The sequence below is a fragment of the Arenibacterium sp. CAU 1754 genome (assembly GCF_054482635.1).
In genome coordinates this window covers 442,184-466,826 of sequence record NZ_JBTLRG010000001.1, presented here as the reverse complement: position 1 = coordinate 466,826, position 24,643 = coordinate 442,184, and the positions used below count along the sequence as shown (strand labels likewise).

The 24,643-nt window shown below is 61.8% G+C and carries 23 protein-coding genes; 13 read left to right on the top strand and 10 right to left on the bottom strand.

Annotated elements, in window-relative coordinates:
• Positions 1 to 76: 76 nt before the first annotated feature.
• Positions 77 to 946, top strand: coding sequence for a LysR family transcriptional regulator (locus ACXYMO_RS02290; RefSeq protein WP_458877026.1), 870 nt, complete (start codon positions 77 to 79; stop codon positions 944 to 946).
• Here ACXYMO_RS02290 and ACXYMO_RS02285 read toward each other — a convergent pair.
• Complete coding sequence (locus ACXYMO_RS02285; protein WP_458877025.1) at positions 943 to 1,119, bottom strand: hypothetical protein; 177 nt, start codon at positions 1,117 to 1,119, stop codon at positions 943 to 945. The genes ACXYMO_RS02290 and ACXYMO_RS02285 overlap by 4 nt on opposite strands.
• Before the next feature lie 3 nt (positions 1,120 to 1,122).
• Entirely contained in the window at positions 1,123 to 1,695 is a 573-nt protein-coding gene (hpt, locus tag ACXYMO_RS02280) for a hypoxanthine phosphoribosyltransferase (RefSeq protein ID WP_458877024.1), read from the bottom strand.
• A gap of 74 nt (positions 1,696 to 1,769) precedes the next feature.
• On the opposite strand from hpt, the gene ACXYMO_RS02275 reads away from it, so the two are divergent.
• Together ACXYMO_RS02275 and ACXYMO_RS02270 are read left to right on the top strand one after the other, a co-directional pair.
• Positions 1,770 to 2,219: a type II toxin-antitoxin system RatA family toxin gene (locus ACXYMO_RS02275; protein ID WP_458877023.1), complete on the top strand. Its 450-nt coding sequence runs from the start codon at positions 1,770 to 1,772 to the stop codon at positions 2,217 to 2,219.
• A gap of 18 nt (positions 2,220 to 2,237) precedes the next feature.
• Positions 2,238 to 3,539: an MmgE/PrpD family protein gene (locus tag ACXYMO_RS02270; protein WP_458877022.1), complete on the top strand. Its 1,302-nt coding sequence runs from the start codon at positions 2,238 to 2,240 to the stop codon at positions 3,537 to 3,539.
• Between the two features lie 53 nt (positions 3,540 to 3,592).
• Here the strand turns inward: ACXYMO_RS02270 and ACXYMO_RS02265 are convergent, their stop codons facing one another.
• The 4 genes from ACXYMO_RS02265 to ACXYMO_RS02250 all read right to left on the bottom strand — a co-directional run bounded on the left by ACXYMO_RS02265 (position 3,593) and on the right by ACXYMO_RS02250 (position 7,029).
• A complete protein-coding gene (locus tag ACXYMO_RS02265; RefSeq protein ID WP_458877021.1) occupies positions 3,593 to 4,774 on the bottom strand; it encodes an ammonium transporter in 1,182 nt (393 codons plus the stop codon).
• 145 nt (positions 4,775 to 4,919) lie between these two features.
• Positions 4,920 to 5,399 (bottom strand): CinA family protein, encoded by a 480-nt coding sequence (locus ACXYMO_RS02260; RefSeq protein ID WP_458877020.1) that lies wholly within the window; start codon positions 5,397 to 5,399, stop codon positions 4,920 to 4,922.
• A complete protein-coding gene (locus ACXYMO_RS02255; protein ID WP_458877019.1) occupies positions 5,396 to 5,896 on the bottom strand; it encodes a phosphatidylglycerophosphatase A family protein in 501 nt (166 codons plus the stop codon). Before ACXYMO_RS02255 ends, ACXYMO_RS02260 begins: the two co-directional genes overlap by 4 nt.
• Entirely contained in the window at positions 5,893 to 7,029 is a 1,137-nt protein-coding gene (locus tag ACXYMO_RS02250; RefSeq protein ID WP_458877018.1) for a bifunctional 2-C-methyl-D-erythritol 4-phosphate cytidylyltransferase/2-C-methyl-D-erythritol 2,4-cyclodiphosphate synthase, read from the bottom strand. The genes ACXYMO_RS02255 and ACXYMO_RS02250 overlap by 4 nt, the downstream gene beginning before the upstream one ends.
• Positions 7,030 to 7,224: 195 nt before the next feature.
• Between ACXYMO_RS02250 and dusB the strand changes: the two genes are divergently transcribed.
• The 5 genes from dusB (at position 7,225) to ntrX (ending at position 14,457) form a co-directional block, all read left to right on the top strand.
• The gene (gene dusB / locus ACXYMO_RS02245; protein ID WP_458877017.1) at positions 7,225 to 8,208 is read left to right on the top strand and encodes a tRNA dihydrouridine synthase DusB; all 984 of its coding nucleotides are present in this window, start codon (positions 7,225 to 7,227) and stop codon (positions 8,206 to 8,208) included.
• Positions 8,205 to 9,287, top strand: a complete 1,083-nt coding sequence (locus ACXYMO_RS02240) for a two-component system sensor histidine kinase NtrB (RefSeq protein WP_458877016.1) — start codon at positions 8,205 to 8,207, stop codon at positions 9,285 to 9,287. Before dusB ends, ACXYMO_RS02240 begins: the two co-directional genes overlap by 4 nt.
• Complete coding sequence (locus ACXYMO_RS02235) at positions 9,287 to 10,654, top strand: response regulator (RefSeq protein ID WP_458877015.1); 1,368 nt, start codon at positions 9,287 to 9,289, stop codon at positions 10,652 to 10,654. The genes ACXYMO_RS02240 and ACXYMO_RS02235 overlap by 1 nt, the downstream gene beginning before the upstream one ends.
• A 196-nt stretch (positions 10,655 to 10,850) precedes the next feature.
• Complete coding sequence (locus ACXYMO_RS02230; RefSeq protein WP_458877875.1) at positions 10,851 to 13,052, top strand: sensor histidine kinase NtrY-like; 2,202 nt, start codon at positions 10,851 to 10,853, stop codon at positions 13,050 to 13,052.
• Entirely contained in the window at positions 13,045 to 14,457 is a 1,413-nt protein-coding gene (ntrX, locus tag ACXYMO_RS02225; RefSeq protein WP_458877014.1) for a nitrogen assimilation response regulator NtrX, read from the top strand. The genes ACXYMO_RS02230 and ntrX overlap by 8 nt, the downstream gene beginning before the upstream one ends.
• A 24-nt stretch (positions 14,458 to 14,481) precedes the next feature.
• Here ntrX and ACXYMO_RS02220 read toward each other — a convergent pair whose 3' ends face one another.
• The gene (locus ACXYMO_RS02220; RefSeq protein WP_458877013.1) at positions 14,482 to 14,970 is read right to left on the bottom strand and encodes a hypothetical protein; all 489 of its coding nucleotides are present in this window, start codon (positions 14,968 to 14,970) and stop codon (positions 14,482 to 14,484) included.
• 90 nt (positions 14,971 to 15,060) lie between these two features.
• On the opposite strand from ACXYMO_RS02220, the gene trkA reads away from it, so the two are divergent.
• The 4 genes from trkA to hflX all read left to right on the top strand — a co-directional run bounded on the left by trkA (position 15,061) and on the right by hflX (position 19,632).
• Positions 15,061 to 16,452 carry a Trk system potassium transporter TrkA gene (gene trkA / locus ACXYMO_RS02215; RefSeq protein ID WP_458877874.1) on the top strand — a complete coding sequence of 464 codons (1,392 nt, stop codon included), beginning with the start codon at positions 15,061 to 15,063 and terminating at the stop codon, positions 16,450 to 16,452.
• Positions 16,453 to 16,455: 3 nt separating this feature from the next.
• On the top strand, positions 16,456 to 17,985 hold the full coding sequence (locus ACXYMO_RS02210) for a TrkH family potassium uptake protein (RefSeq protein ID WP_458877012.1): 1,530 nt from the start codon (positions 16,456 to 16,458) through the stop codon (positions 17,983 to 17,985).
• Between the two features lie 133 nt (positions 17,986 to 18,118).
• Positions 18,119 to 18,358, top strand: coding sequence for an RNA chaperone Hfq (gene hfq / locus ACXYMO_RS02205; protein WP_008204623.1), 240 nt, complete (start codon positions 18,119 to 18,121; stop codon positions 18,356 to 18,358).
• Positions 18,358 to 19,632, top strand: coding sequence for a GTPase HflX (gene hflX, locus ACXYMO_RS02200; RefSeq protein ID WP_458877011.1), 1,275 nt, complete (start codon positions 18,358 to 18,360; stop codon positions 19,630 to 19,632). Before hfq ends, hflX begins: the two co-directional genes overlap by 1 nt.
• Here the strand turns inward: hflX and ACXYMO_RS02195 are convergent.
• The gene (locus tag ACXYMO_RS02195; protein WP_458877010.1) at positions 19,617 to 20,810 is read right to left on the bottom strand and encodes a cation:proton antiporter; all 1,194 of its coding nucleotides are present in this window, start codon (positions 20,808 to 20,810) and stop codon (positions 19,617 to 19,619) included. The genes hflX and ACXYMO_RS02195 overlap by 16 nt on opposite strands.
• Positions 20,811 to 20,819: 9 nt before the next feature.
• The gene (locus tag ACXYMO_RS02190; RefSeq protein WP_458877009.1) at positions 20,820 to 23,285 is read right to left on the bottom strand and encodes a penicillin acylase family protein; all 2,466 of its coding nucleotides are present in this window, start codon (positions 23,283 to 23,285) and stop codon (positions 20,820 to 20,822) included.
• Between the two features lie 347 nt (positions 23,286 to 23,632).
• Between ACXYMO_RS02190 and ACXYMO_RS02185 the strand changes: the two genes are divergently transcribed.
• On the top strand, positions 23,633 to 23,956 hold the full coding sequence (locus ACXYMO_RS02185; protein WP_458877008.1) for a hypothetical protein: 324 nt from the start codon (positions 23,633 to 23,635) through the stop codon (positions 23,954 to 23,956).
• Positions 23,957 to 24,021: 65 nt separating this feature from the next.
• On the opposite strand, the gene ACXYMO_RS02180 is transcribed toward ACXYMO_RS02185, so the two are convergent.
• Positions 24,022 to 24,597, bottom strand: a complete 576-nt coding sequence (locus ACXYMO_RS02180) for a lipid-binding SYLF domain-containing protein (RefSeq protein ID WP_458877007.1) — start codon at positions 24,595 to 24,597, stop codon at positions 24,022 to 24,024.
• Positions 24,598 to 24,643 lie beyond the last annotated feature (46 nt).

Here is a 24,643-nt window from a genome sequence, read left to right as displayed (position 1 = left end):
CTCCCGAAAATGGATTTCACGACCGCAGTATACATGTGAGATTTTTCTTATATATTCGCGAATATTGCAGAAGGGGTTGCGATTTTTGCACAGCCAGAATTGGGATAACCTGCGCTTTGTGCTCTGCGTGGCCGACAACGGGTCGGTCAGCGCCGCGGCCCGCATTCTGGGGGTCAATCATGCCACGGTCCTGCGCAGGGTCGCAGCGTTCGAACAAGAGCATGGCGGCGCCGTGTTCGAAAAAACACCGAGCGGTTACAACGTCTTGCCGGACCGTGTTCAGGTGATCAACGCCGCACGCGAAGTCGAAAATGCGGTCTTTTCAGTCAATCGCCTGATGCATGGCGCCCGCGCGCCCCTGCGCGGAACGGTACGGGTTTCCTCGACCGACTCGCTCAGCCAGATTGTTCTGCCGCCGCTGATTGCGCGTCTGCATGCGGCCTCGTCCGAATTGCAGGTCGATGTCCTGAGCAGCAACAATCACCTCGATTTCTCGCGTCTTCAGGCGGATATTTCGGTGCGTCCGGCCTTGGGCTTGCCGGATGAGATGGCCGGCGACACCAGCGCAACCCTGGTCTTTCGCGCCTATGCGGCCCCCGGCGCCGGACAGGCCTGGCTGAGCCTGACCGGTGCACTTGCGCGATCTGCGCCAGCCAAATGGATTGCGGACAATATCCCCTCGGGCCAGATGTCGGGCGGGGCGGACAGTTTCATGGTTCTGCGCGAAATGGCCCTGTTGGGCACAGGTATCGCCGTGTTGCCCGCTTTTCTTGGGGACTGCGCGCAGGGGCTGGACCGTGTTGACGGGGCAATCCCCGAAATAGAGGTGCCGATCTGGGTCGCAACCTCGCTGGAGTTGCGGGATGTTCCACGGATCCGCGTGGTTCGCGACCGCATTCTGGACTATCTTGCCGAACGGGCCGACGTTCTGGCCGGTCGTGTCTAACGGCCCAGTCGCTGCGTTGTGGCCCAGTCGGGCCAATAGCCCAGCCTTTCGATTCCGAACAGGACCAGGCACACCAAAAGGATTCCGAACACCAGCTTGACCCGCTTTTCAGACGGCGGATTGCGCGCCCACCGGGCCATGCGCAGAAAATGTCGGATATTGAGCGGCTTCACGGATCACTCCACTGTATCGGACGCGGTCGGTTCGCTCTCACCGATGAACCGGACCTTGCCGATAAAGGGCAGGTTCCGGTTTCGCTGGGCAAAGTCGATGCCATACCCGACCACGAATTCATCCGGGATTTCAAAGCCGGTCCAGTCGGCCCTGAAATCGACCTCGCGGCGCGACGGCTTGTCCAGCAGCGCGATGGAATGCAGCCGCGCGGGTTTGCGGCTTTTCAACAGGTTCACCACGTGGTTCAGCGTGTGGCCGGTATCGACGATGTCCTCGACCACCAGAACATCGCGCCCCTCGATGGCGCCGCGCAAATCCTTGAGAATGCGCACCTCGCGGCTGCTTTCCATGGCATCCCCGTATGAAGAGGCTTCCAGGAAATCGACCTCGATCGGCAAATCCAGTTCGCGCACCAGATCGGCGATGAACACGAAACTGCCCCGCAACAACCCGACAACGACCAGCTTGTCGGTGCCCGCATATTCGGCGGTGATCTCGTCACACAACTCCTCGATCCGCGCGGCAATTGCCTTGGCGGAAATCATCTGGTCAATGACATATGGCCGCTGTGGCATGCCGCCCCCCTTGATCTTTCGGGCTCAACATACGACATGACGCGCCACTGTCACCACGGAAACACCTCTCGCGCATGCCTACACATTCCGAAACCCGCCATCTGCCGTACACAGCGCAGCAAATGTACGATCTGGTGGCCGATGTCGCGAAATACCCCGAGTTTTTGCCGTGGTGCGCGGCGGCCCGCATCCGCAAAACCTATGCCCAGGGGACGGCCGAGGTGATGGAGGCGGACCTGGTGATCAGCTTCAAGGTCTTTCGCGAACGCTTTGGAAGCCGCGTAACTCTGCATCCCGATATAATGCGCATCGACACCGAATATCTGGACGGGCCGTTCAAATACCTGAAATCCAATTGGCAGTTCGCCGATGCCGGGGAGGGCTGCGACGTGTCCTTTTTCGTCGACTTCGAATTCAAGAACGCGATCCTGCAAAAGGTTATCGGCCTTGTTTTCAACGAGGCGATGCAACGGATCGTCCGCGCCTTCGAGGATCGCGCCAACGCGCTTTACGCCCGTCGATAACACGTTAGATTGCCGGGCATGACCCATGATCTGACCACCCGTCTTTCCGCTTTTGCCACGGCCCCCGCAACCCCGACATCGGCGGCGCGCCACGTTGCGCGCATGTCCGCGCTCGACTGGCTGGCCGTTGGGCTGGCCGGGGCGCAGGAACCCGTGGCGGGCATCGTCCGTGACATGGCACTGGCCGACGGCGGCGCCGCGCAGGCCAGCGTTTTTGGCGCGTCCGATCGCCTGCCGGCACGGGCGGCGGCGCTGGTCAATGGCACAACGTCCCATGCGCTTGACTATGACGACACCCATTTTGCCCATATCGGGCATCCGTCGGTTGCGGTCTTTCCCGCCGCCCTTGCCATGGGCGAACATCACGACGCCCCGCTGGACCGCGTTCTGGAGGCGGCCCTGATCGGTATGGAATTATCGGTGCGGGTCGGGCTGTGGCTGGGCCGGACCCATTACCAGACCGGATTTCATCAGACCGCCACGGCCGGTGCCTTTGGCGCGGCGGCGGCGGCGGGCCGGCTGACCGGGCTGACGGCTGAACAGATGGAACATGGCTTGGGTCTTGCGGCAACGCGTGCCGCCGGGTTGAAGACCCAGTTCGGCACGATGGGAAAACCCTATAACGCGGGCCTTGCGGCCACCACGGGCGTGGAATGCGCCCTGCTGGTCGCCGCGGGGTTTCGCGCCAATCCGGGCGCGATGGAAGGGGCGTTCGGGTTTGGCGCCACCCATCATGGCGAAGGTCTGATTGATGCGGCACTCGACGGGCTGGGCGAGACTTGGCTGTTCGAACAGGTCAGCCACAAGTTTCACGCCTGTTGCCACGGTCTGCATGCCGCGCTCGAGGCGGCGCGAATGCTGGACATGGCCGCGCCGGAAATCGCGGAAATGAAGGTAACAACCCATCCCCGCTGGATGAGTGTCTGCAATCAATCCGAACCGGCCACCGGGCTGGGGGCGAAATTCAGTTACAAGACGGTTCTAGCGATGTCCGCCCTGGGCTATGACACCGCCCAGTTGAACAGTTTTTCCGAAGACACCTGTGCCGATCCACGTCTGCAGGAGTTGCGCCACAGGATCACCGTGTCCTCGGACGACGCTTTGAGCGAAACCGCCGCCCGCCTGGACGTTCTGCGCCGCGACGGAGAAACCTTGACCGCGACACATGACCTGCAGGCCCCGATGACGCTGGCGGACCGCGAGGTGCGCGTGCGCGACAAGGCAAAGGCCCTGATCGGCGCCGACCGCGCAAACAGCCTGTGGCACCTTTTGCAGGCCAGCGCCAAAGCGGACGACCTTGCGGCGATGATCCGGGGCTAAGCACAAAAAAACGGGCCCCGAAAGGCCCGTTTTGTCTGTTCCTGGCAGCCTGATCAGCTGCTCATGTCATAGGCGCGCTCGCCATGGACAGACAGGTCCAGACCGTTGGTTTCCGTCTCGGCGTCCACGCGCAGCGGTGTGAAGATCCCGATGACCTTGACCAGCACCACGGTCACAACTGCGGTGTAAACCCCGACGATGGCCAGGCTGCCCAGCTGCGCGGCCCAGCTGCCCGCGCCAAAGGCGGCAATCATGATGGTCCCAAAGATACCGCCAACACCGTGCACGGCGAACACGTCCAGCGTGTCGTCGATTTTCAGCGTATTGCGGATCAGGTTGACGGCCTCCTGACACAGCACACCGGCAATCGCGCCGATGATCAGCGCCTCGATGGGGCCGACAAACCCGCTGGCCGGGGTGATCGAGGCGAGACCGGCAATGGTCCCCGTGACGATCCCCACAAGCGAGGCTTTGCCGAATTTGATCCGCTCCCAAAGGGCCCATGTCAGCGATGCGGTCGCCGCAGAAAGATGCGTGACGGTCAGCGCCATGGCCGCGCCGCCATCGGCGGCCAGTTGCGAACCGCCATTGAAGCCGAACCAGCCCACCCACAGCATCGCGGCACCGATCATGACGAACCCCGGATTGTGCGGCGGCGTCGTCTGGTTTCTGCGCGCCCCCAGGAACACCGCAATGATCAGCGCGGCCAGACCAGCGGTTTCATGCACGACGATACCGCCGGCAAAATCCCTGACGCCGGTTTCGCCGAAAATACCGCCATCGGCCAGCATGCCGCCGCCCCAGACCCAGTGCACCACCGGCGCATAGCACAGCAGCATCCACAGGGCCGAAAACAGCATGACAAAGCCAAATCCGATACGCTCAACATAGGCGCCGACGATCAGGGCAGGGGTGATGATCGCAAAGGTCATCTGGAAGGCAAAGAACAGGATTTCAGGCAATGTGCCCGACAGGGTTTCGGCGTCGATCCCGCTCAGGAACACCTTGTCCAACCCGCCCCACAGGCCCGACGTGCCGCCGCCGAAGGCGATGGAATACCCGGCGACGAACCAAAGCACGCTCATCAGGCAGGCAATGGCATAGCAATGCATGAACACGCTCAGGACATTTCGCGCCCGCACCAGTCCACCGTAAAACAGGGCCAGCCCTGGCAATGTCATAAATAGGACCAGGGCCGTCGCCACGATGATCCAAGCTGTATCCGCACCGTTCATATTGGGTATTCCTTCTTGTGGGTTTCCGGTCATGAACCGAATCCCAAACGCAGAAAAAAGAGGCAATCCGGTTATCGGGGGTGCATATTTCGGGCTATTTTGAAACTGCACAAAAATTGTGCGCCCAAACCAGGGGGCCGCCCAATTAGGCGTCGTTTTCTGAAAGCGCCTGCCACAGCAGATCCAGGGCATGGTCCCGGGCGGCCATGCGCACCCGGTCGCGTCCCGGGGCCCCGAATTCGACCGTTTCGGTCCGGGTCGGCCTGCCTTGCGCTGCCAATCCGAAACACACGCGCCCCTCGGGCTTGAATTCGCTTCCGCCCGGGCCTGCGATGCCGGTAATCGCCACGGCAAGCTGGGAATGCGAGGCCGCCAACGCCCCGTCCGCCATTTCCCGCGCCACTTCCTCGGACACGGCGCCGAAGTTCTGCAATGTCGCCGCACTGACCCCCAACAGGTCTTGCTTGGCCTCGTTGGAGTAGGTGACATAGCCGCGTTCAACCACATCGGACGATCCGGGAATATCCGTCAGTGCGGCGCTGACCATCCCGCCTGTGCAACTTTCCGCGGCAACGATTTTCACCCCGTCGGCGCGCGCCTTGTTCAGCAGTTCATACACGCTCATGACATGAGAACCCCGTGATACAGCCCCGCCAGGGCCATCACGCCAAGCGCGGCGAATATCCCGGCGATCACATCGTCCAGCATGACGCCGACCGCATCGTGGCGCCGGTCGGCCCAGCCGACGGGACCGGGTTTGGTAATGTCGAACAGGCGAAACAGGATAAACCCGGCGATCCAGCCGGGCCAGAGCGCGGTAATCTCGATCCCCATGGACCATGCCGGATAAGAGAGGGGCATCAGGGCGATGAATTGTCCGGCCACCTCATCAATGACGATTTCGCCCGGGTCGTGATCGGCCTCACCGGCAGTGGCGGTCGCCGTGGCCCAGACCCCCAGGAAAAAGACGGCGATGGTTGCCACCAGCAGGACCGGAAAGCCGCCGATCAGGTGCAGGCCATAAGCCATCGGCAAGGCGACCGCCGACCCCCAGGTGCCCGGGGCAGGGCGCAACAAGCCGACGCCGCCAACCGTTGCAACGGCGCGCGCAAACCGCTTCATGCCGACACCAACGTTGCGGTGGCCAGCGCGGCAATGCCTTCACCCCGGCCGGTAAAGCCCAGTTGCTCGGACGTGGTCGCCTTGACCGACACCGCGCCCTCGTCGAGGCCCAGAATGTCTGCCATCGCGCTGCGCATCGCCGCCGCATGCGGCCCGATCTTGGGGAGTTCACAGATCAGGGTGCAATCCACGTTGCTGATACGAAACCCCTTGTCCCGGGCCAGATCGACGGCATGGCGCAGAAAGATGTCGCTGGCAGCCCCTTTCCATTGCGGATCGCTGGGTGGGAAATGCTGCCCGATGTCACCCTCGGCCAGGGCCCCATAGATCGCATCCGTCACCGCGTGCATGCCCACATCCGCATCCGAATGCCCCTGCAGGCCCCGCGCGTGCGGGACATTCACGCCGCACAGGGTCACATGATCGCCCGGCCCAAACCGGTGCACGTCAAACCCGTTGCCCAACCGTATGTCCATTGACCCTCTCAATATGCGGTCTGCCCGGGTGAAATCCTCGGGCAGGGTGACTTTCAGATTGTCCGAGTCGCCGGGCACGATTGCAACCGCAATGCCATGCTCGCGGGCAACTTCGACATCGTCCGCCGCGCCGCCGGGGTGGGCCGTATGAGCCGCGCAAATGGCTGCGTAGTCAAACCCTTGCGGTGTCTGGGCGCGGAACAGACCGGTCCGATCCTGCGTGCCGGTCACGATGCCCGCCGCGCCGGTCCACAGAGCATCGACGACAGGCACGGCGGGCGCCGCGCCGGACGTTGTTTCAAGCGCTGCAATCACGCGTCCGATGACCGCATGGCTGACGCAGGGGCGAGCCGCATCGTGGATCAGGACGTTCTTCGGCGGCTGATCGGCCAGGGCCCGCAACCCGTTGCGCACCGAGCCTGCCCGATCGGCACCGCCACTGACCACCAACAGGCCAAGCGCCGCAAGACCGGCGTCTTGACCCATGTCATCCGGATGCAGGACGACGACAATCCGGTCGATGCCGGGACAGGTCCGAAACGCCGATATCGTGTGATCCAGCATCCGGCGTCCGGCAAGGGGCTGCCATTGCTTGGGGCTGTCGCCACCTGCGCGTTCTCCGCGTCCGGCGGCCACGATCAGCGCGGCGGTGCTCATGGCGTCTGTCTCCTTCGGGCGGGCCCCGGTTTTTACTGCGCCTGTCTATGCGGACCTGCAGGACGACGCAATTGCCCTGCGCAAGCGCCTAATTTTTAGGCACTCTACCATTTGTGAAGGCCTCAAAACGACCCGATCATTGTGCATTTGCAGCAATTTGGCTAGATAACCTACAAATGCACAAGGTTTAATCACTTGACGTTACGACTCGGCCAGAAATCACTGTCTCCGCCCATCGTTCTCGCTCCAATGGCTGGAATCACCGATCGCCCGTTTCGCGATCTGGTTCAGCGGTTTGGTGCAGGGCTGGTGGTAAGTGAAATGGTGGCCAGCCAGGAAATGGTACAGGCCAAGCCCGGCGTGCGCGAACGGGCCGAACTGAGCGCCGATGTAGAAAACACCGCCGTGCAACTGGCCGGACGCGAAGAACACTGGATGGCCGAGGCCGCGCGCCGGGTTGCCGACAGCGGGGCCGCCGTGATTGACATCAACATGGGGTGTCCAGCCAAGAAGGTCACAAATGGCTATTCCGGCTCGGCCCTGCTGAAAACGCCCGATCATGCGTTGCGGCTGATCGATGCGGTGGTTGGCGCCGTATCCGTGCCGGTCACGCTGAAGACGCGCCTGGGCTGGGATGACGATCTGCTGAATGCCCCCGACATCGCCCGCCGTGCCCAATCCGCAGGCGTCCAGATGGTCACGATCCACGGGCGCACTCGGTGCCAGTTCTACAAGGGGTCCGCCGACTGGGCCGCCATCCGCGCCGTCAAGGACGCGGTGGACATCCCGGTCATCGCCAATGGCGACATTGTCGATACAGGTTCGGCCCATCAGGCGCTGGCGCAATCCGGCGCCGATGGAGTCATGGTGGGGCGGGGTGCGCAGGGTCAGCCCTGGCAACTGGCGCGCATCGCCCATGATCTGTGGGGAACGCCTGCGCCGGACATTCCCACCGGCGCGGCGCTGGCCGATATGGTGTCGGCGCATTATCAGGCCATGCTCGGGTTTTATGGCGTTCCGCTGGGTCTGCGCGTCGCGCGCAAACATCTGGGGTGGTACATGGACATGGCCCGGACACCGGCGCCCCTGCGCCGTGCGGTCCTGACCGAAACCTCCCCCGAACAGGTCCTGCGCCTGCTGCAGGATGCCCTAACGCCAAGTCACGAGGTGGCGGCATGATTTCGGACGCCGCCATCTGGGCCTCGCTTCCTGTACCGGCCTTCCTGATCGACGACACCAACCTGATCGTCGACGTGAACTCGGCCGGTGAAGGGTTTCTCAATACCTCGGCCAAATCCGCAGCGTCTCAGCCGGTCTGGGACATGATCGCCATCGATGCGCCCATCGAAGAGGCCTTTGACAAGGCCCGCCGCAACGGCACACCGCTGTTCGTCAATGATGTCGATGTCGGGTCGGGCAATCGCGCGCCCCTGCAATGCGCGCTGCAGATCGCGCCGCTGGTCGGCCATCCCGGGCGGATGATCCTGATGATCACCCCGCGCGAACTGGCCGGGCGCATGACGCAAAGCCATTCGGTCAAATCCGCCGCGCAATCCGCCATCGGAATGGCCGAGATGCTGGCCCATGAGATCAAGAACCCGCTGGCCGGGATCACCGGAGCGGCGCAACTGCTCAGCATGAACCTGAGCGCCGACGATCTTGAATTGACGGATCTGATCGTCGCCGAAAGCCGTCGGATCGTGAAGCTTCTGGAACAGGTTGAACAGTTCGGCAACCTCAGCCCGCCAGATCGGAAACCGGTCAATATCCACGATGTTCTGGATCGCGCGCGCCGCTCGGCCCTGTTGGGTTTTGGCGCGCATATGAAGATCATCGAGGATTACGATCCCTCGCTGCCGCTGGCCTATGGGGACCCGGATCAATTGTTGCAGGTGGTGCTGAACCTGCTGCGCAACGCGTCCGAGGCCGCCGATCCCAAGGGTGGCATGATCCGCATGCACAGTTATTTCGAACATTCATTCCGCCTGCGCCGCAGTGACGGGTCGGGACATTCCCTGCCATTGCAGATCGAAATCATCGACGATGGCCCAGGCCTGCCGGAAAAGATCAAATCGGATATTTTCGATCCCTTCGTTTCGGGCCGTGAAAACGGGACCGGTCTGGGGCTTGCTCTGGTCAGCAAGATCATTTCCGACCATGACGGGTGGATTTCGGTCACGTCCGTTCCCGGGCGAACGGTGTTCCGGCTGTCGTTGCCCCGGGCCCCACGAGAAAAACAACCAAAGGAGAGCAGCTGATGGACGGCACAATTCTGGTTGCTGACGATGACCGCACGATCCGGACGGTTCTGACTCAGGCTTTGACACGCGCCGGGTGCAAGGTGCACGCGACAAGTTCGCTGACCACGCTGATGCGCTGGGTGGGCGAGGGCAAGGGCGACGTGGTGATTTCCGACGTCGTCATGCCCGATGGCAACGGTCTGGAAATGCTGCCCAAGATCGCCGAGGACCGCCCCGGTCTGCCGGTGATCGTGATCTCGGCCCAGAACACCATCATGACCGCCATTCAGGCGGCCGAGGCCGAGGCCTATGATTATCTGCCCAAACCCTTTGACCTGCCGGATCTGATGAAGCGCACGGCGCGGGCGCTGGAGTTGAAGCGCCACGCGCCGTCCGAGGCCCCAGATGACACGCCCGAACGGCCCGACGATTTGCCGCTGGTCGGGCGCACGCAGGTCATGCAGTCGCTTTACCGTCTGGTGGCACGGGTGATGAACACCGACCTGCCGGTCCTGATCTCGGGCGAAAGCGGCACGGGCAAATCCCTGATTGCCCGCGCGATCCACGATTTTTCAGACCGGCGGACCTTGCCCTTTGTCACGGTGACCGCGGCCGATCTGAGCGAACTTGAGGGGCCCGCCCGGGTTCTGGCACGGGTCAAGGGCGGCACTGTCCTGATTGATGAGATCGCCGACATCGATGACGAAATCCAGGCGCGCATCGTTCGGATGATGGATGCGCCAGGCGATCATGTCCCGCGGTTCATGGCCACCAGCCAAAGCAATCTGACCGAGGCCATGGAAACCGGCAAGGTGCGTCAGGACCTCTATTATCGTCTCAGCGGCGCCAGCATCCATGTGCCGTCGCTGCGCGAACGCGTCGATGACGTGCCCTTGCTGGCCCAGCATTTCCTGGCCCGGGCGGAACGCGATGGCGCGCCCAAACGCTGGCTCAGCGCAGACGCCGAAGAGCTGTTTCGCGCCTATAGCTGGCCGGGCAATGTGCGCCAGTTGGAAAACGCCATCCGCCGTCTTGTTCTGACCAGCCGCGGGGACGAGATCACCCGCCCCGAAGTCGAACAGATCCTGGGCAGCCAACCCGAGATGGAACCGGTTCTGGGCGGTGGGGACAGCGAAAAACTGGCCGCCTCCGTCTCGCGCCATCTGCGCCGGTACTTTGACCTGCACGGGAACATGCTGCCGCCCCCCGGTCTCTATGCCCGAATCCTGCGCGAGGTCGAAGCGCCCCTGATCGAAATCGCGCTTGAGGCGACAGGCGGAAATCAGGCGAAATGCGCCGATCTTCTGGGGATCAACCGGAACACCCTGAGAAAGAAAATTTCCGACCTCGATATTCAGGTGACACGCCGCCGCAAATTGATGTAAAATAGCCACAGAACCGTGGCGGCCGGGTGTCAGTGCCCGCGCAAGACCACGACATATGGCGGTACGTCGCGCAAGCGACACATCAATACGAGGGTAGCAGGTGGTATCCCGGTCACAACAGCGGCCGATTTTTGCGCTGAATCAATGGCGCAAGACAAAGCGCGCCCAGAATTTCGTGACATTGGGACTGGTCCTGATGGGGCCGGCGCTGGCTATGGCCACCTTCCTTGCATTGGGAACGTTTGACCAAAGTCCGTCGGCGCGGTCTCTGCGATTCATCCTGCTGGCGGATCTGGTCTATGTCCTGATCGTGGCTGCCCTTGTTCTGGGCCAGCTTGGCCGCCTGATCGCGGCGCGCCGGGCCCAATCGGCAGGATCCCGCCTGCACCTTCGGCTGATCGGGGTCTTTTCCCTTCTGGCGCTGATTCCGACGGTCACGGTTGCGGTTTTTGCCGGGCTGACCGTCAACATGGGGCTTGAGGGCTGGTTCTCGGACCGGGTCAGCAAGGTGGTCGGGTCCTCACTCGCCGCGGCACAGGCCTATGAATCCGAACAACGCGAAGACCTGGCCGAGGACGCGGTCGTTCTGGCGCGATACCTGGACAGCAGTCGCCGGGTCACCGTGTTCATGAACGATGCCGAATTGCGCCAGGTTCTGACCCAGGCCCAGCCCCAAATTCAGCGCGGCCTGCGCGAGGCCTTCGTGATCGACGGCACCGGCGACATCCGCGCCCGGGGCGAGCGGTCCTACCTGTTCGATTTCGAACACCCGACCGCAGATCAGATCACCGAGGCCAGCGAACAGGGTCTGAGCATCATTCAGGACTGGGACAACAATGAATTCCGCGCCCTCGTGCGGCTCGACGCCTTTGTCGACCGGTTCCTCTATGTCAGCCGCGAGGTCGATGGCCAGATTCTGAGCCTGCTGGATGAAACCAAGGAGACCATCCGGCTGTATCAGCAGCTTGAAAACGAGCGCGGGCGCGTCGTGTTCGAATTCGGGCTTCTCTATCTTGGCTTTGCTGTGATCCTGATCCTGGCGGCCATCTGGCTGGGCCTGTGGTTTGCCGAACGCCTGTCGCGCCCGGTCGGGCGCCTGACCATGGCCGCACAGCAGGTCGGGGCAGGGGATCTGGACGTGCAGGTCATCGAAGGCGACAGCGACGACGAAATCGGCATGCTGGGGCGGTATTTCAACCAGATGACCCGCCAGCTCAAAGGGCAGCGCGACACCCTGCTGGACAATACCCGCCAGATCGAACGCCGCCGCCGGCTGTTTGACTCGGTTCTGTCCTCGGTCACATCCGGAGTGGTCGGTCTTGATCCGGACGGGAAAGTCTCGTTTGTGAACCGGTCAGCCGAACGGTTGCTCAACTGGTCGGGCGACGAACACGCGCTATCGCTGACGGTGGCCGTTCCCGAATTCGGGCCGCTGTTCGAAGCGATGACCTCCAACAATTCGGAAGTCTCGCAGGGCGAAGTCAAGGTGCTGCGTCAGGGGCGGCTGGAAAACCTTCTGGTGCGCATGGCCACCCGGCGCAACGAGGATGGGCGCCTGGAAGGCTATGTTGTATCCTTTGACGATGTGACCGATCTGGTCAGCGCCCAGCGGATGGCCGCCTGGGGCGACGTCGCCCGCCGCATTGCCCATGAAATCAAGAACCCGCTGACGCCCATCCAGCTCAGCGCCGAGCGGATCAAACGCAAGTTTTCGCCCATGGTCGGCGAAGACCGCGAACGTCTTGAAGCGATGACCGACGTGATCGTGCGTCAGACCAACGATCTGCGCCGCATCGTGGATGAGTTTTCGAAATTCGCCCGCATGCCCGAACCCGATCGACGCGATGAGGATGTGACGAAACTGGTGCGCGACGTCATCCTGTTGCAGCAAAGCGGTCAGCCTGATGTCGAGGTAACCGCCGATCTTCCGGATACGCCGATTACAGCGCAGATCGATGCCACCATGATCTCTCAGGCGTTGACCAACCTCATTAAGAATGCAGGTGAAGCGATTGAAACACTTAAGGAAAAAGGCGCACCTGACGACCTGAAACCGCAAATTCATGTTGCACTCAGGCCAACGACCAACGGCTGTGAGATAACCATCGCCGACAACGGTATCGGCCTGCCCGAGGATCGCGCACGCCTGTTTGAACCTTATGTCACCACACGCGATGCCGGCACCGGTCTTGGGTTGCCCATCGTCAAGAAGATCATCGAGGAACACGGCGGCACCCTTACCCTTGAGGATGCGCCGGTGTTTCCCGGACAAACCCATTTTGGCGCGATGGCCGTGATCCGGCTGTCCGCCGGCCCGGACACGGGCAACACCACCAAAGAGAGCAGCCCGACCGCACGGGCAGAGCACGACAACCAAAAGCAGGACCGATATGAGTGATATTCTGATTGTTGATGACGAGCGGGACATCCGCGAACTGGTTTCCGACATTCTCGAGGATGAAGGATATGCCACGCGGCTGGCCGGAAATTCCGACGAATGCATGTCGGCGATCAACGCCGAACCGCCAGCCTTGTTGATTCTCGATATCTGGCTGAAAGACAGCCGCATGGACGGGATCGATATTCTCAAGACCGTCAAACGCGACAACCCGGATGTGCCGGTCGTAATCATTTCAGGTCACGGGAATATCGAAATCGCCGTCGCCGCGATCAAGCAGGGCGCGTATGATTTCATCGAGAAACCGTTCAACATCGACCAGTTGATGGTGGTCATCCGCCGTGCGATGGAGGCCTCGCGGCTGCGCCGCGAAAACAGCTCGCTCAAGCGGCGAGAAGTGACCAGTTCGGACATGATCGGAGCCAGCGCAGCGTTTCGGGCGCTTGTCAGCCAGTTGGACAAAGTCACCAAATCCAATGGCCGCGTGATGCTGAGCGGTCCTGCGGGATCGGGCAAGGAAATCGCTGCGCGCTATATCCACGCTCATTCCAACCGCGCCAGCGCGCCCTTTGTCACCGTCAACTGCGCCGGGGTTGAACCCGACCGGATGGAAGAGGTCCTATTCGGACGCGAATCCAGCGACCGGGGTGTTGAATCGGGCCTTTTGGAACAGGCCCATGGCGGGGTGATCTATTTCGACGAAGTGGGCGACATGCCCGTCGGTACGCAGTCGAAAATCCTGCGGGTTCTGGTCGATCAGCAATTCCAGCGCGTCGGCGGCAGCGACAAGGTGCGCGTCGATCTGCGCGTGATCTCAAGCACGAACAAGAACCTCGAAGACGAAATCATGGCAGAGCGCTTTCGTCAGGAGTTGTATCACCGTCTGAACGTCGTGCCGATCGAGGTACCCTCGCTTGAGGAACGGCGCGAGGATATCCCGCTTCTGGCGGAACAGTTCATTTCGAACTGCAATTCCTCACAGGGTCTGCCGCTGCGTCCGCTTACCGACGAGGCGATCGCCCTGATGCAAACGATGGTCTGGCCGGGCAACGTGCGTCAGTTGAAGAACCTGATCGAACGGGTTCTGATCCTGGGCGAGGGCAACGGCCCGATCGAAGCCCGCGAACTGCCCAGTGACGAAGAGAAACAGGCCGACGAAGGCCGTGTCGTCCTGTCCGGCGCTCTGGCCACCTTGCCGCTGCGCGATGCGCGCGAAGCGTTTGAACGCGAATACCTGCTGACCCAGATCAACCGGTTTGGCGGCAATATCAGCCGCACCGCATCCTTTGTCGGAATGGAGCGCAGCGCGCTGCACCGCAAATTGAAATCGCTGGGCGTCGTCACGTCGACCAAGGCCGGGGCGCGCGTTGCCCATGTGGATCAGACGACCGAAGAGGTGGACTGACCTGCCCGAATCCGGGCCACCGCGTCAGTTCGGCTTCGTGGCCAGTATCGGATTGACGATCTGCCAGGTCCCGTCGTCATAGCGAATGACGCAGGCCGAACTGGTCAGCGGCGGCAGCCGTAACGTGGCCCGCACCGGGGCCGCCTGGCGCACCGCCGGTGAACAGCGCGGCAGTTCGACAGGTTCATACCCTTTTCTCGCCATGCACAGGGTTTCCACGCGCTGGCGCAGACCCGAATTCACGTCCACCGTATAATACCCGCCCGGAACCCAATAACCGGGCCGTTCCACACAGCGCCCGCTCGCATCGCAGATGGTTCGCCCCGGGTAATAGACCGGCGGATGCTGGCGGATCTGATTGGCCACCGGCGCATCGCGCAGGGCCTTGACCTCACATTCGATCCTGTCCGTTTCCAGTTTGCCGACGCTCACGCCTTCGCGGTAATAGATCGTCCAGGGCGCACAGGCCGTCACAAGGACCACAAGGGCAAGAAGAGGGATGTATATTCTCATCGCTCCATTCTGACTCAACCTTTTCCCGGTGACAATTGAATTGACCGGGTCGGGGCCTTCTGTCATTCAAATGGCTTGATAAAATGGGCCATAAGGCGAGAAGGCATGAAGGTCATCATTTGCGGCGCAGGGCAGGTTGGGTGGCAAATTGCGCGACATCTGTCCGGCGAAATGAACGATGTGACCGTCGTGGACAACAACCCTGACCTGGTACGCCGTGCGACCGACACGCTGGATGTGCAGGGCATCGCCGGCTTTGCCAGCTACCCTGATGTTCTGGAACGGGCCGGCGCGCGCGATGCGGACATGATCATCGCCGCCACTCATTCAGACGAGGTGAACATGGTCACCTGCCAGGTGGCCCATTCGGTGTTTTCGATCAACCGCAAGATCGCCCGCCTGCGGGCACAGTCCTATCTGACCGCAATCTATTCCGATCTGTACCGCCGCGATCACTTGCCGATCGACGTGGTCATTTCACCCGAGCGCGAGGTCGCCGCCGCCGCCATGCAGCGACTTTCGGCACCAGCCGCTTTTGACACCGAAACCTTTCTGGACGGCACGGCACAACTGGTCGGGCTCTCCATCGAAGAGGAATGCCCGGTCGTCAACACACCACTGCGACAGCTGACGGATCTGTTTTCGACCCTGCGCTCGGTCGTGGTGGGCGTGCGCCGCGATGGGACATTGTTCGCGCCCGAGGCTGACGACCAGCTGTTCGTGGGCGATGATTGCTATGTCTTTGCCCATACCGACGACATGGCCCGCACCCTGGAAGTGTTCGGGAAAACGCAAAAGAAACAGGAAAGGGTTGTCATCGTCGGTGGCGGCAACGTCGGGCTGACCGTGGCAAAGGCACTTGAAGAAAAGCAAAGCCGCATCCGCACGAAGGTCATCGAAAAGAACCGGGCCAATGCCGAACTTGCCGCCGAGGCACTGGAACGCACGATTGTCCTGCATGGTGACGGGCTCGATACCGCGCTGCTGAACGAGGCGGGGATTTCGCGGGCCGATGCCATGCTGGCCATCACCGATGACGACAAGACAAACATGCTGGCCGCCGTGCGCGCCAAGGCCGAAGGCTGTCCCTTTGCCATCGCCCTGATCAACGATCCCACCCTTGTGCCGCTGATGGGGCCGCTGGGCATCGACGCCTATATCAACCCGCGCGCCACGACGGTCAGTTCGATCCTGCGCCACATTCGCCACGGGCGCGTGCGCCAGGTCTATTCCATCGGCGACGCCGAAGCCGAAATGATCGAGGCCGAGGTGATGAGCACCTCGCCCCTGGCCGGTCAGGCCATTCGCGACATCGATTTCCCCGAAGGCGTGTTGATCGGCGGAGTGATGAAAAACGGAGAGTTGATCCGCCCCGTCGGCAGCCTGCGCATCGACGCGGGCGATGTCATCACCATCTTTTCCATGACCGATGACGTTCCCGAGGTCGAGAGACTGCTTCAGGTCTCGATCGACTTCTTCTGATCCATGGCACGGCGCCCCCAACCCAGTTTCCTTATGCGGATGCCGCTTTTTCTGCTGATCTGGGGCATTGCTTCCCTGTCGATGTACATTCCGGCAATTCACGCGGTCACACTGAACAATCACCCAATTTCCCAATCGTTCTTTTATGCGGGCACGCTGGGCCTGATCGGGGTGACCTTGATTGCGCTCGCGCTGGCCGGGCGACCATCGCGCCACGGCACGATCAGCCATTTGCTGTCGCTTCTGGCCACGTTCCTCGTGCTGCCGGTGTTCCTGGCGGTGCCGTTTCACGATGCTCTGAAAACGACCGGCTTTCTGAACGCCTATTTCGATATGGTCAGCGCCATCACCACCACCGGGGCGGACCTGTTTGCCGATCCGACCCGCCTGGCGCCCACGCTGCACCTGTGGCGCGCGCAGGTCGGCTGGATGGGTGGAATGCTGATGTGGGTTGCGGCCTCGGCCATTCTGGCGCCTCTGTCACTGGGCGGTTTCGAGGTGACTGCACAGGGGCAGCCCGGGCGCTCGGCGGATGTTTCCATTCGCATGCAACGCGCCGATCCGCGCAAACGGCTGGCGCGGATCTCGCTCGCGCTGGTGCCGGTTTACACGGGTTTGACGCTGGTTCTCTGGGTGCTGCTGATGATCATCGGCGAAAACGCCCTGACGGCGGTGTGTCATGCGATGTCGGTGATGGCGACGTCGGGCATCTCGCCGGTGGGCGGTCTGCCCAATGCGCAGGCCGGTGTCCCGGGCGAGGCAATCATGTTCCTGTTCATGTTCTTCGCCCTGTCGCGCCTGACCTTTTCCAGCGATACCGCCGCACGCGGGCAGGGGCGGCTGGACCGCGACCCCGAATTTCGCATCGGTCTGCTGCTGGTCATCGTTCTGCCCGTTCTGCTGTTCATCCGTCACTGGCTGGCCGCCTATGATATCGACGCGGTGGAAAACACCGCCTCGGCCCTGCTGGCCTTTTGGGGGGCTATGTTCACCGTCCTGTCCTTTCTGACCACGACCGGGTTCGAAAGCGTCGATTGGGAACAGGCGCGCAACTGGTCCGGGCTGGGCACTCCGGGCCTGATTCTGATGGGGCTGGCCCTGATCGGGGGAGGCGTGGCCACGACCGCGGGCGGGGTCAAACTGCTTCGGGTTTATGCGCTCTACCTCAACGGAATGCGCGAAATGGAAAAGCTGGTTCATCCGTCCTCTGTCAGCCGTGAAAACGGCGGCAAGCGCATCCAAAAGAACGGCGCCTTCATTGCCTGGATCTTCTTCATGCTTTTCGCGCTGTCGCTGTCGCTGGTCACCGTCACGCTGACGGCCATGCATGTAAGCTTTGATCAGGCACTGGTGCTGAGCGTGGCGACACTTTCGACCACCGGACCGCTGATCGATATTGCAGCCGAAACCCCGATCAAGCTGGTCGAACTCAGCCCCTGGGCCAAGAGCGTATTATGCGCTGCAATGGTACTGGGAAGGCTGGAAACCCTTGCCATTATCGCGCTTTTCACACCCGATTTGTGGCGCAGTTAGTCAACCTACCCGAATGGGTAATTAACAAGCTGATTTTTTGGGTGGAATCTCCCACTGTGTCGCTTCATACTTGATGTTGAGGGACGCGTTGATCCGCAGCGCGTAGCAAGAACAAAGGCGAGATTTAAATAAAATGGCTTCAGACAGACAGAATCTTCAGGATGCGTTCCTGAATCACGTTCGCAAAACCAAAGTTCCAGTTACAATATTTTTGATTAACGGTGTAAAATTGCAGGGTGTCATCACCTGGTTTGACAATTTTTGTGTTCTTCTTCGCCGTGATGGTCAGTCGCAACTGGTGTATAAACACGCCATTTCGACGATCATGCCGGCACAACCAATCAGTCTTTATGAGGGCGAAGACGCCTCTTGATGGAGCATGACAGGACGCAGACCCGCGCATGGGTGCTGCATCCGGACATCAAATCCGATACCGAAAGACGCGCGGCCCAGCCCGCGCTCGAGGAAGGCGTGGCATTGGCCGCGGCCTTGCCCGATCTCGACGTGATCGGATCAAACATCGTGCCCCTGCCAAAGGCGCAGGCAGGATATCTGTTCGGGTCGGGCAAGATCAAGGAGCTGGCCGACATTTTCGCGGCCAATGAAATTGAACTTGTCCTGATCGACGGACCCGTCACCCCGGTTCAGCAGCGCAACCTGGAAAAGGCGTGGAACGTCAAAATCCTCGACCGAACCGGTCTGATCCTGGAAATCTTTTCCGATCGCGCCCGCACCCGCGAAGGTGTGCTTCAGGTGGAAATGGCCGCGCTCAGTTATCAGCGCACGCGGCTGGTGCGCGCCTGGACGCACCTGGAACGTCAACGGGGCGGCCTTGGGTTTGTCGGCGGACCCGGCGAAACCCAGATCGAGGCCGACCGCCGCGCCATTGACACGCAGATCGTACGCCTGCGCCGCCAGCTGGAAAAGGTGGTCAAGACCCGATCGCTGCACCGGTCGGCGCGGGCCAAGGTGCCGTTCCCCATCGTGGCGCTGGTAGGCTATACCAATGCGGGCAAGTCAACGCTGTTCAACCGGGTGACCGGGGCCAAGGTGATGGCCAAGGACATGCTGTTTGCCACGCTGGATCCCACCATGCGGCGCGTGCAGCTGCCTGATGGCGGCCCCGAAGTGATCCTGTCCGACACCGTGGGTTTCATCAGCGATCTGCCCACCGAGCTTGTCGCCGCCTTTCGCGCCACGCTGGAAGAGGTGCTTGCCGCCGATCTCATCGTGCATGTGCGCGATATTTCGCACGACGAGTCCGAGGAACAGGCCGAAGACGTCCGCACGATCATGGCCTCACTTGGCGTCGATGAGAACACGCCGCAAATCGAGGTCTGGAACAAGATCGACCTGCTTGCCTCCGCAGACTGCGAGGCAACCGTAAACGCCGCGGCCCGCAGTGAGGACATCATCGCGCTGTCAGCCGTGACCGGGCAGGGGATGGACTCCTTGATGGACGCCATTGCCGCCCGTCTGGTCGGCATCCGCCTCGAAGAGACGCTGATGCTGCCTTTTTCCGAAGGGCGCAAACGGGCCTGGCTGCACGATCAGGGTGTTGTCGAAGACGAAGAACAGACCGAAAACGGGTTCCGCCTGAACGTCCGGTGGAGTGCTCGGCAAAAGGCGCGTTACGACGCGCTCTGATCGCCCGTTGCCTCGGCCGCGGCAACCCGGCGGATGGCAAACGACGTCGCCAGCGGACCGACCAATTCAAAAACCACCGTGGAACCCACCGTCAGTGCCATGATAAAGGCCCCCTGGTCCGGCAATTGTTCGGCCGCGATCAGGGCCATGCCGATGGCCACCCCCGCCTGGGGAATCAGGGCCGGGCCAAACCAGGGGCGTTCATGTGCCGGGCTTCCGGCCAAGGCCGATCCGATCCAGCCGCCCAATCCCCGCGCCAGCACGCGCAGCAGCACATAAGCGGCGCCCATCGGCCCGATGACCCACAGGCTTTCGGCATCCAGCGTCGCACCCGCCAGGATGAAAAAGATCACCATGAACGGCCACTGGATATTTTCGATTTCGTGAAAGGCGCGGGTGTGATGGCGCGCAACGTTCACGATCACCACCCCCACGGTCATGCCGCTGATCAGATAGGACAGGTCCAGCCACAGCGACAGACCCGCGGTAAAGAACACGAGGCCCAACGCCTCGATCCGCAAAGGCTCACCATCCGACAGCCGCCCGGTCAGAAAGGCGGCTGGCAGGCCAATGACAAGTCCAAGGGCAACCGACCCTGCAATTTCCATCAGCGAATTGAGCAGAACCGAGTGTTCGCCGCCCACACCCTCCCAGGATTGCACCGCGACAATCGCGAGACTGAACAAGATAAGGCCCCAGGCATCGTCAATCGCAACGATCCCCTTCAGCGTGCGGGTAAATCCGTTTTTCACGCCAAGTTGGCGGATCACATCATAGGTTGTCGCCGGGGCCGTTGCCCCCGCAATTGCCCCCAGAACCAGCGCCGGGGTCAATGGCAAGCCCAGCAGCCAAAGACCGGTCGCAACGATGATCTGAGTGAAGATCACGATCGCCAGTGAGATATAGATGATCGCCCGCCCGTGTTCGCGCAGCGTGCCCAGCGACAGCGCTCCGCCCAACAGGAACGCCACCATGGTCAGCGCGATGATCGACACGATATTGTAAAGCTCCGTCACGGTTTGCGGCAGCAGGTCAAACCCCGCGCCCCCGGCCAGCAAGCCACAACACAGCAACAGCGTGACACGGGGCAGGCGGGTCTTGTGACCCAGCTGATCGGCGGCAAGCCCGGCCAGAAACAGCCCCCCCAGCGACATCAACGCTATGGCATTCTCGTGCATCGTCTTCCCCTATTCACGCGGGACAAGCGTGGTTACCCCGACCGAGGCCGCCCGCGCCAGATCGGCGTCCAGCGACATCGGGATATATTCCCCCCGTCGCCACAGCTGGGCCATGTCATCATAATGCCGGCTCAGGAAATGCCCCGATTGCCCGGTCGAGATCACAAAGACCGAACTGTCCGGGTCGGTGAAGTCATACACTCCGCGATACCCCGCGCCGTGGACGTTTTGGTAGGGATCGGGGCCGACACCGGATGTCAGACCGCGCTGCAGGGTATTGTCGCCACCACTGGTCGACTGCCGGATGTTGACGAAATACCGCAACACCGGAACCTCGCCCAGAACCTGATGATCATGCGTTGCCTGATGCGCATCGCCCCAGCGCAGGGATTCCAGCGCGGTGCCGTAATGCTCGCCGATCCAGACCAGTGCATCATCCAGTGCCAGCCGCGCCATTTCGGAACAGGTTTCGACCGGGGCGCTTTGGCGGACGTCGCACCAGACGCCCGCGCCGTCGATGTTTCGATACACCCGCTCGATGAACAGCGGCTGCACCTGGTCATAGGTGTCTGCCAGCGGCCCCAGTTCGTCGCGGATCAGCCGGGCCTGCAAGGCCCGGACCCAAGCCGCGTAAATTAACGGTTCGGGCAGATGCTCGTTCATCTCGCCGTTCCAGTCGGCCAGCAGCGACAGCGCGATCTGGCGCTGCCGTTCGGGCGTGCCTTCGGGGGCGGCCTGTTCGGTGAACCACAGATCGGCCCCGATCAGCGGCAAAAGCGAGCGGGCCGTGAAACTGATCGGGTCCAGCTGTGCCTCGATGAAACTGTCGCGCGTGTGAACCTGCCGGGATTGCATCAGGCGCTGCCACCGGTTCACCCGCTGTGAATCGCCCCAGAAATAGGAGACGTGATTGGGAAAGGGGCGTTCCAGTATCTTGTTGTTTGTGTTGCCCAGTATGCCGCCCCGGGGCGCGACGAATTCGGGGTTGGACGCGTAGGGCGCGCGGCCCAGCCACCGGTTTTCGGCCCGCCATCCCTGCGACGGCATGCGCCCCTTGCTTTGATGGCGCGGATCGCGGCGCGGCACCGCACCGATCGTCTTCATCGCAATCGTGGTCTGGTCCGCCAGCAGCATGTTTTGTGAGGGGGCGATAAAGGGTTCGGCCAAGGCAATCGCGTCCTGAACGGTTTGGGCCCCCATCACATTCATCATGGCCGTGAGCGAGGTATCTTTCGGACTGAGCACGGTCCAGGCCAGCGACACCACGTGCCCCGGCGGCGTGATCGTTTCCAGATCAAAATGACTCCCGGGCAGGACCGGCCCATTTTCGGTCCAGCGCAGCGTCAGCGTGATGGGCTGTGCGTCCTTGATCTCGATGATGGACGGGCGCGTCTGGAATTCCTTGTACCCGTCCGGGGTCAGGTATTGTTCGGGGTTGTCCGGGTTCAGACGTTCGATAAAGAGATCCTGATCGTCCAGATATGAGGACGTAATGCCCCAACCCAGACGCGCGCTGCGCCCGCTGAGAACCACGGGCAGGCCCGGAATCGTCCCGCCGATCACACCGCCCGAATCCAGTTCGAGCCGGGCCAGATACCAGATCGCCGGGGCGCTGAACCCCATATGCGGATCATTGGCCAGCAGCGTTCCGCCCGAGGCCGAACGGCTGGGCGCCGCCGCCCAGGCATTCGACGCCCCGCCAAAGCCTGACCGTTTCACCGGCGACAGGGGGTGGCGCGGCACTGCCGTGCCTTGGGCATAGCGGGGCAGGTCGGGGAACAGGCTGGCGTATTCGGGCAGGGCCGCAGTGCCGGTGCCGGGCACATCGGGCAGGATATCGGCCAGACGCGCCGCGTCATCCAACATCAGCGAGCTGCGCGCGCGCAGAACCTCGTGCTGAAGATGCTCCGAGGATTGCAGCGCCATCAGTTTCACGATCGCCAGGGAATCGCCGGGTTGCCAGGGCGCGACGGGGGCGTTGAACAGGAACATCTCGGGCGCGCCCCGGCCCAGGGCGCGTTCATTGATCTCATCCAGTCGCGCGTTGACCCCGGCGGAATAGGCGCTCAGCGCGGTGCGCGTCGCCTCGTCCTGGGAATCGACCGATGCCACCGCCAGACGATAGATGTCCAAGCGCCGCATCAACCGGTCGATGCTGACCGTGCTGGCGCCAAAAACCTCGGACAACCGCCCCTGCGCGGTGCGCCGCAACATCGTCATCTGCCACAGGCGGTCCTGCGCGTGGGCATATCCTAGCCCGAAAAACACATCGGCATCGGCCTCACCAAAAATATGAGGGACATTTGCATTGTCGCGGACCACTTCGACCGGGGCCAAGACCCCGCGCACCTGAACCTTCCGGTCGTAGTCGGGCAGGGATTGGCTGGCCAGGTAATAGATCAGCGCAACGGCGCACAAGACCAGCAGGACCAGACCGCCCGAAAGACGCAACAACCAGCGAAAAACAAGTGCCATTCTGTACCTTTGACCCGGATCGGATGTTTCAGGCCCTGCGTTTCGACCAGACCGGATTGCCTGATACTGAGAATTCGATGGTAAGTTAAGAGCGAACCGCGGGAAAGCACATCACCAAACCGACGTGTCCGCGACAGGGCCCGGTGCGGTGCCATCTCAAACATCTCCAGCCCCAAGGAGACCAAAAGCCAGTGTTGATCACTCCGGCGGCGCGGGCTTTTGGGGCAGAGGCGAATAAAGTCCTCTCAAGAAACTGTTATTTTCGGCGGGGAACCTTCTGTCGGGGTGCGTGTTTGGTCGTCACACAATGCAGCGCATGACGCTGTATGGAAAAGAAAGGGAACAATATGAAACTGACACTGACAACCGCTATCGCTGCTGCTCTGATCTCCACGGGTGCCATGGCTGAAACCGCATCGCGCGGCGACGACAACCAGAGCGGCGCCGAAGTCGTTGACCCCAACGCGAAACTGACAATTGGCGAGCAGGTCGAAGCCAATCAGGCATCGCGCGGCGCTGATAACATCACAGCTGAAGAAGCCGCCAACAGCCCGCTGATCGCGAATGAAGAAGTTGAAGGGATCGAGAATGGCGTCGATAACCAGTCACGCGGCGAAGGCAACCTTTCGGGGGCCGAAGTGACCGCAAAGGACGAGAAGAAAGGCTACTAATTCTTTGATATCATTACAAAAAGCGCCGGGCATAAGTCCGGCGCTTTTGCTTTGAGGGTCCGCTATCAGGGGATGATACGGGTATATTTGGTTCCTTCGAGCGTCGCACCGATGCGCAGACCGGCCCGGCCGAAGACCGCCGCCAGAACCGGCGACCGCAGGGTGGTGGAATCCGCAGCGACTGAATCGCCGCGATCGCTTATCACATATTCCAGATCCGCGCCCGCGGCCCAACCGGACGAGCGCCGGAAATCAGCCAGCGCCGCGTCGGTCATGAAGAAGAGGACATGCGCGTATTGCTGCGCACCAATCTGCAAACCCGCGCTGGCCTTAGTGGTAGAGTAGTAATCCACCGTCACACCGTTCACCCGCAAGGCACCGCGCCCATAGGCGCCGCCAACCCAGAAACCGGCCTCGGTCACCAGAGGCATGACAAGCATACCGCTGGCCTTTTCAGCCAGCCCGATGGTGTTGGGGTAAACGCTGTACATTTCATTGAGGGTGGCATCGACACGCGCGTCGATTGTTGCGCCGCCACTGCTTCCGACGCCATTGCTGCACGCGGCCGTCACGGTAAGCCCCGCCAGACCGCCCAATGTGAAACCACGGCGTGTAAGCCGCGAAGAGGTCATAATGCTCATGAATTTGTCTGCCTGTAATGCTGCTTGATGTGGTCGGTTTGACCGA

Bases quoted from the DNA above. Each gene is read 5' to 3' on its own strand.
- hpt (WP_458877024.1), bottom strand. From the start codon at position 1,695: ATGCCACAGCGGCCATATGTCATTGACCAGATGATTTCCGCCAAGGCA.
- ACXYMO_RS02275 (WP_458877023.1), top strand. From the start codon at position 1,770: ATGCCTACACATTCCGAAACCCGCCATCTGCCGTACACAGCGCAGCAA.
- ACXYMO_RS02270 (WP_458877022.1), top strand. From the start codon at position 2,238: ATGACCCATGATCTGACCACCCGTCTTTCCGCTTTTGCCACGGCCCCC.
- ACXYMO_RS02265 (WP_458877021.1), bottom strand. From the start codon at position 4,774: ATGAACGGTGCGGATACAGCTTGGATCATCGTGGCGACGGCCCTGGTC.
- ACXYMO_RS02260 (WP_458877020.1), bottom strand. From the start codon at position 5,399: ATGAGCGTGTATGAACTGCTGAACAAGGCGCGCGCCGACGGGGTGAAA.
- ACXYMO_RS02255 (WP_458877019.1), bottom strand. From the start codon at position 5,896: ATGAAGCGGTTTGCGCGCGCCGTTGCAACGGTTGGCGGCGTCGGCTTG.
- ACXYMO_RS02250 (WP_458877018.1), bottom strand. From the start codon at position 7,029: ATGAGCACCGCCGCGCTGATCGTGGCCGCCGGACGCGGAGAACGCGCA.
- ACXYMO_RS02240 (WP_458877016.1), top strand. From the start codon at position 8,205: ATGATTTCGGACGCCGCCATCTGGGCCTCGCTTCCTGTACCGGCCTTC.
- ACXYMO_RS02235 (WP_458877015.1), top strand. From the start codon at position 9,287: ATGGACGGCACAATTCTGGTTGCTGACGATGACCGCACGATCCGGACG.
- ACXYMO_RS02230 (WP_458877875.1), top strand. From the start codon at position 10,851: ATGGGGCCGGCGCTGGCTATGGCCACCTTCCTTGCATTGGGAACGTTT.
- ntrX (WP_458877014.1), top strand. From the start codon at position 13,045: ATGAGTGATATTCTGATTGTTGATGACGAGCGGGACATCCGCGAACTG.
- ACXYMO_RS02220 (WP_458877013.1), bottom strand. From the start codon at position 14,970: ATGAGAATATACATCCCTCTTCTTGCCCTTGTGGTCCTTGTGACGGCC.
- ACXYMO_RS02210 (WP_458877012.1), top strand. From the start codon at position 16,456: ATGGCACGGCGCCCCCAACCCAGTTTCCTTATGCGGATGCCGCTTTTT.
- hfq (WP_008204623.1), top strand. From the start codon at position 18,119: ATGGCTTCAGACAGACAGAATCTTCAGGATGCGTTCCTGAATCACGTT.
- hflX (WP_458877011.1), top strand. From the start codon at position 18,358: ATGGAGCATGACAGGACGCAGACCCGCGCATGGGTGCTGCATCCGGAC.
- ACXYMO_RS02195 (WP_458877010.1), bottom strand. From the start codon at position 20,810: ATGCACGAGAATGCCATAGCGTTGATGTCGCTGGGGGGGCTGTTTCTG.
- ACXYMO_RS02190 (WP_458877009.1), bottom strand. From the start codon at position 23,285: ATGGCACTTGTTTTTCGCTGGTTGTTGCGTCTTTCGGGCGGTCTGGTC.
- ACXYMO_RS02185 (WP_458877008.1), top strand. From the start codon at position 23,633: ATGAAACTGACACTGACAACCGCTATCGCTGCTGCTCTGATCTCCACG.
- ACXYMO_RS02180 (WP_458877007.1), bottom strand. From the start codon at position 24,597: ATGAGCATTATGACCTCTTCGCGGCTTACACGCCGTGGTTTCACATTG.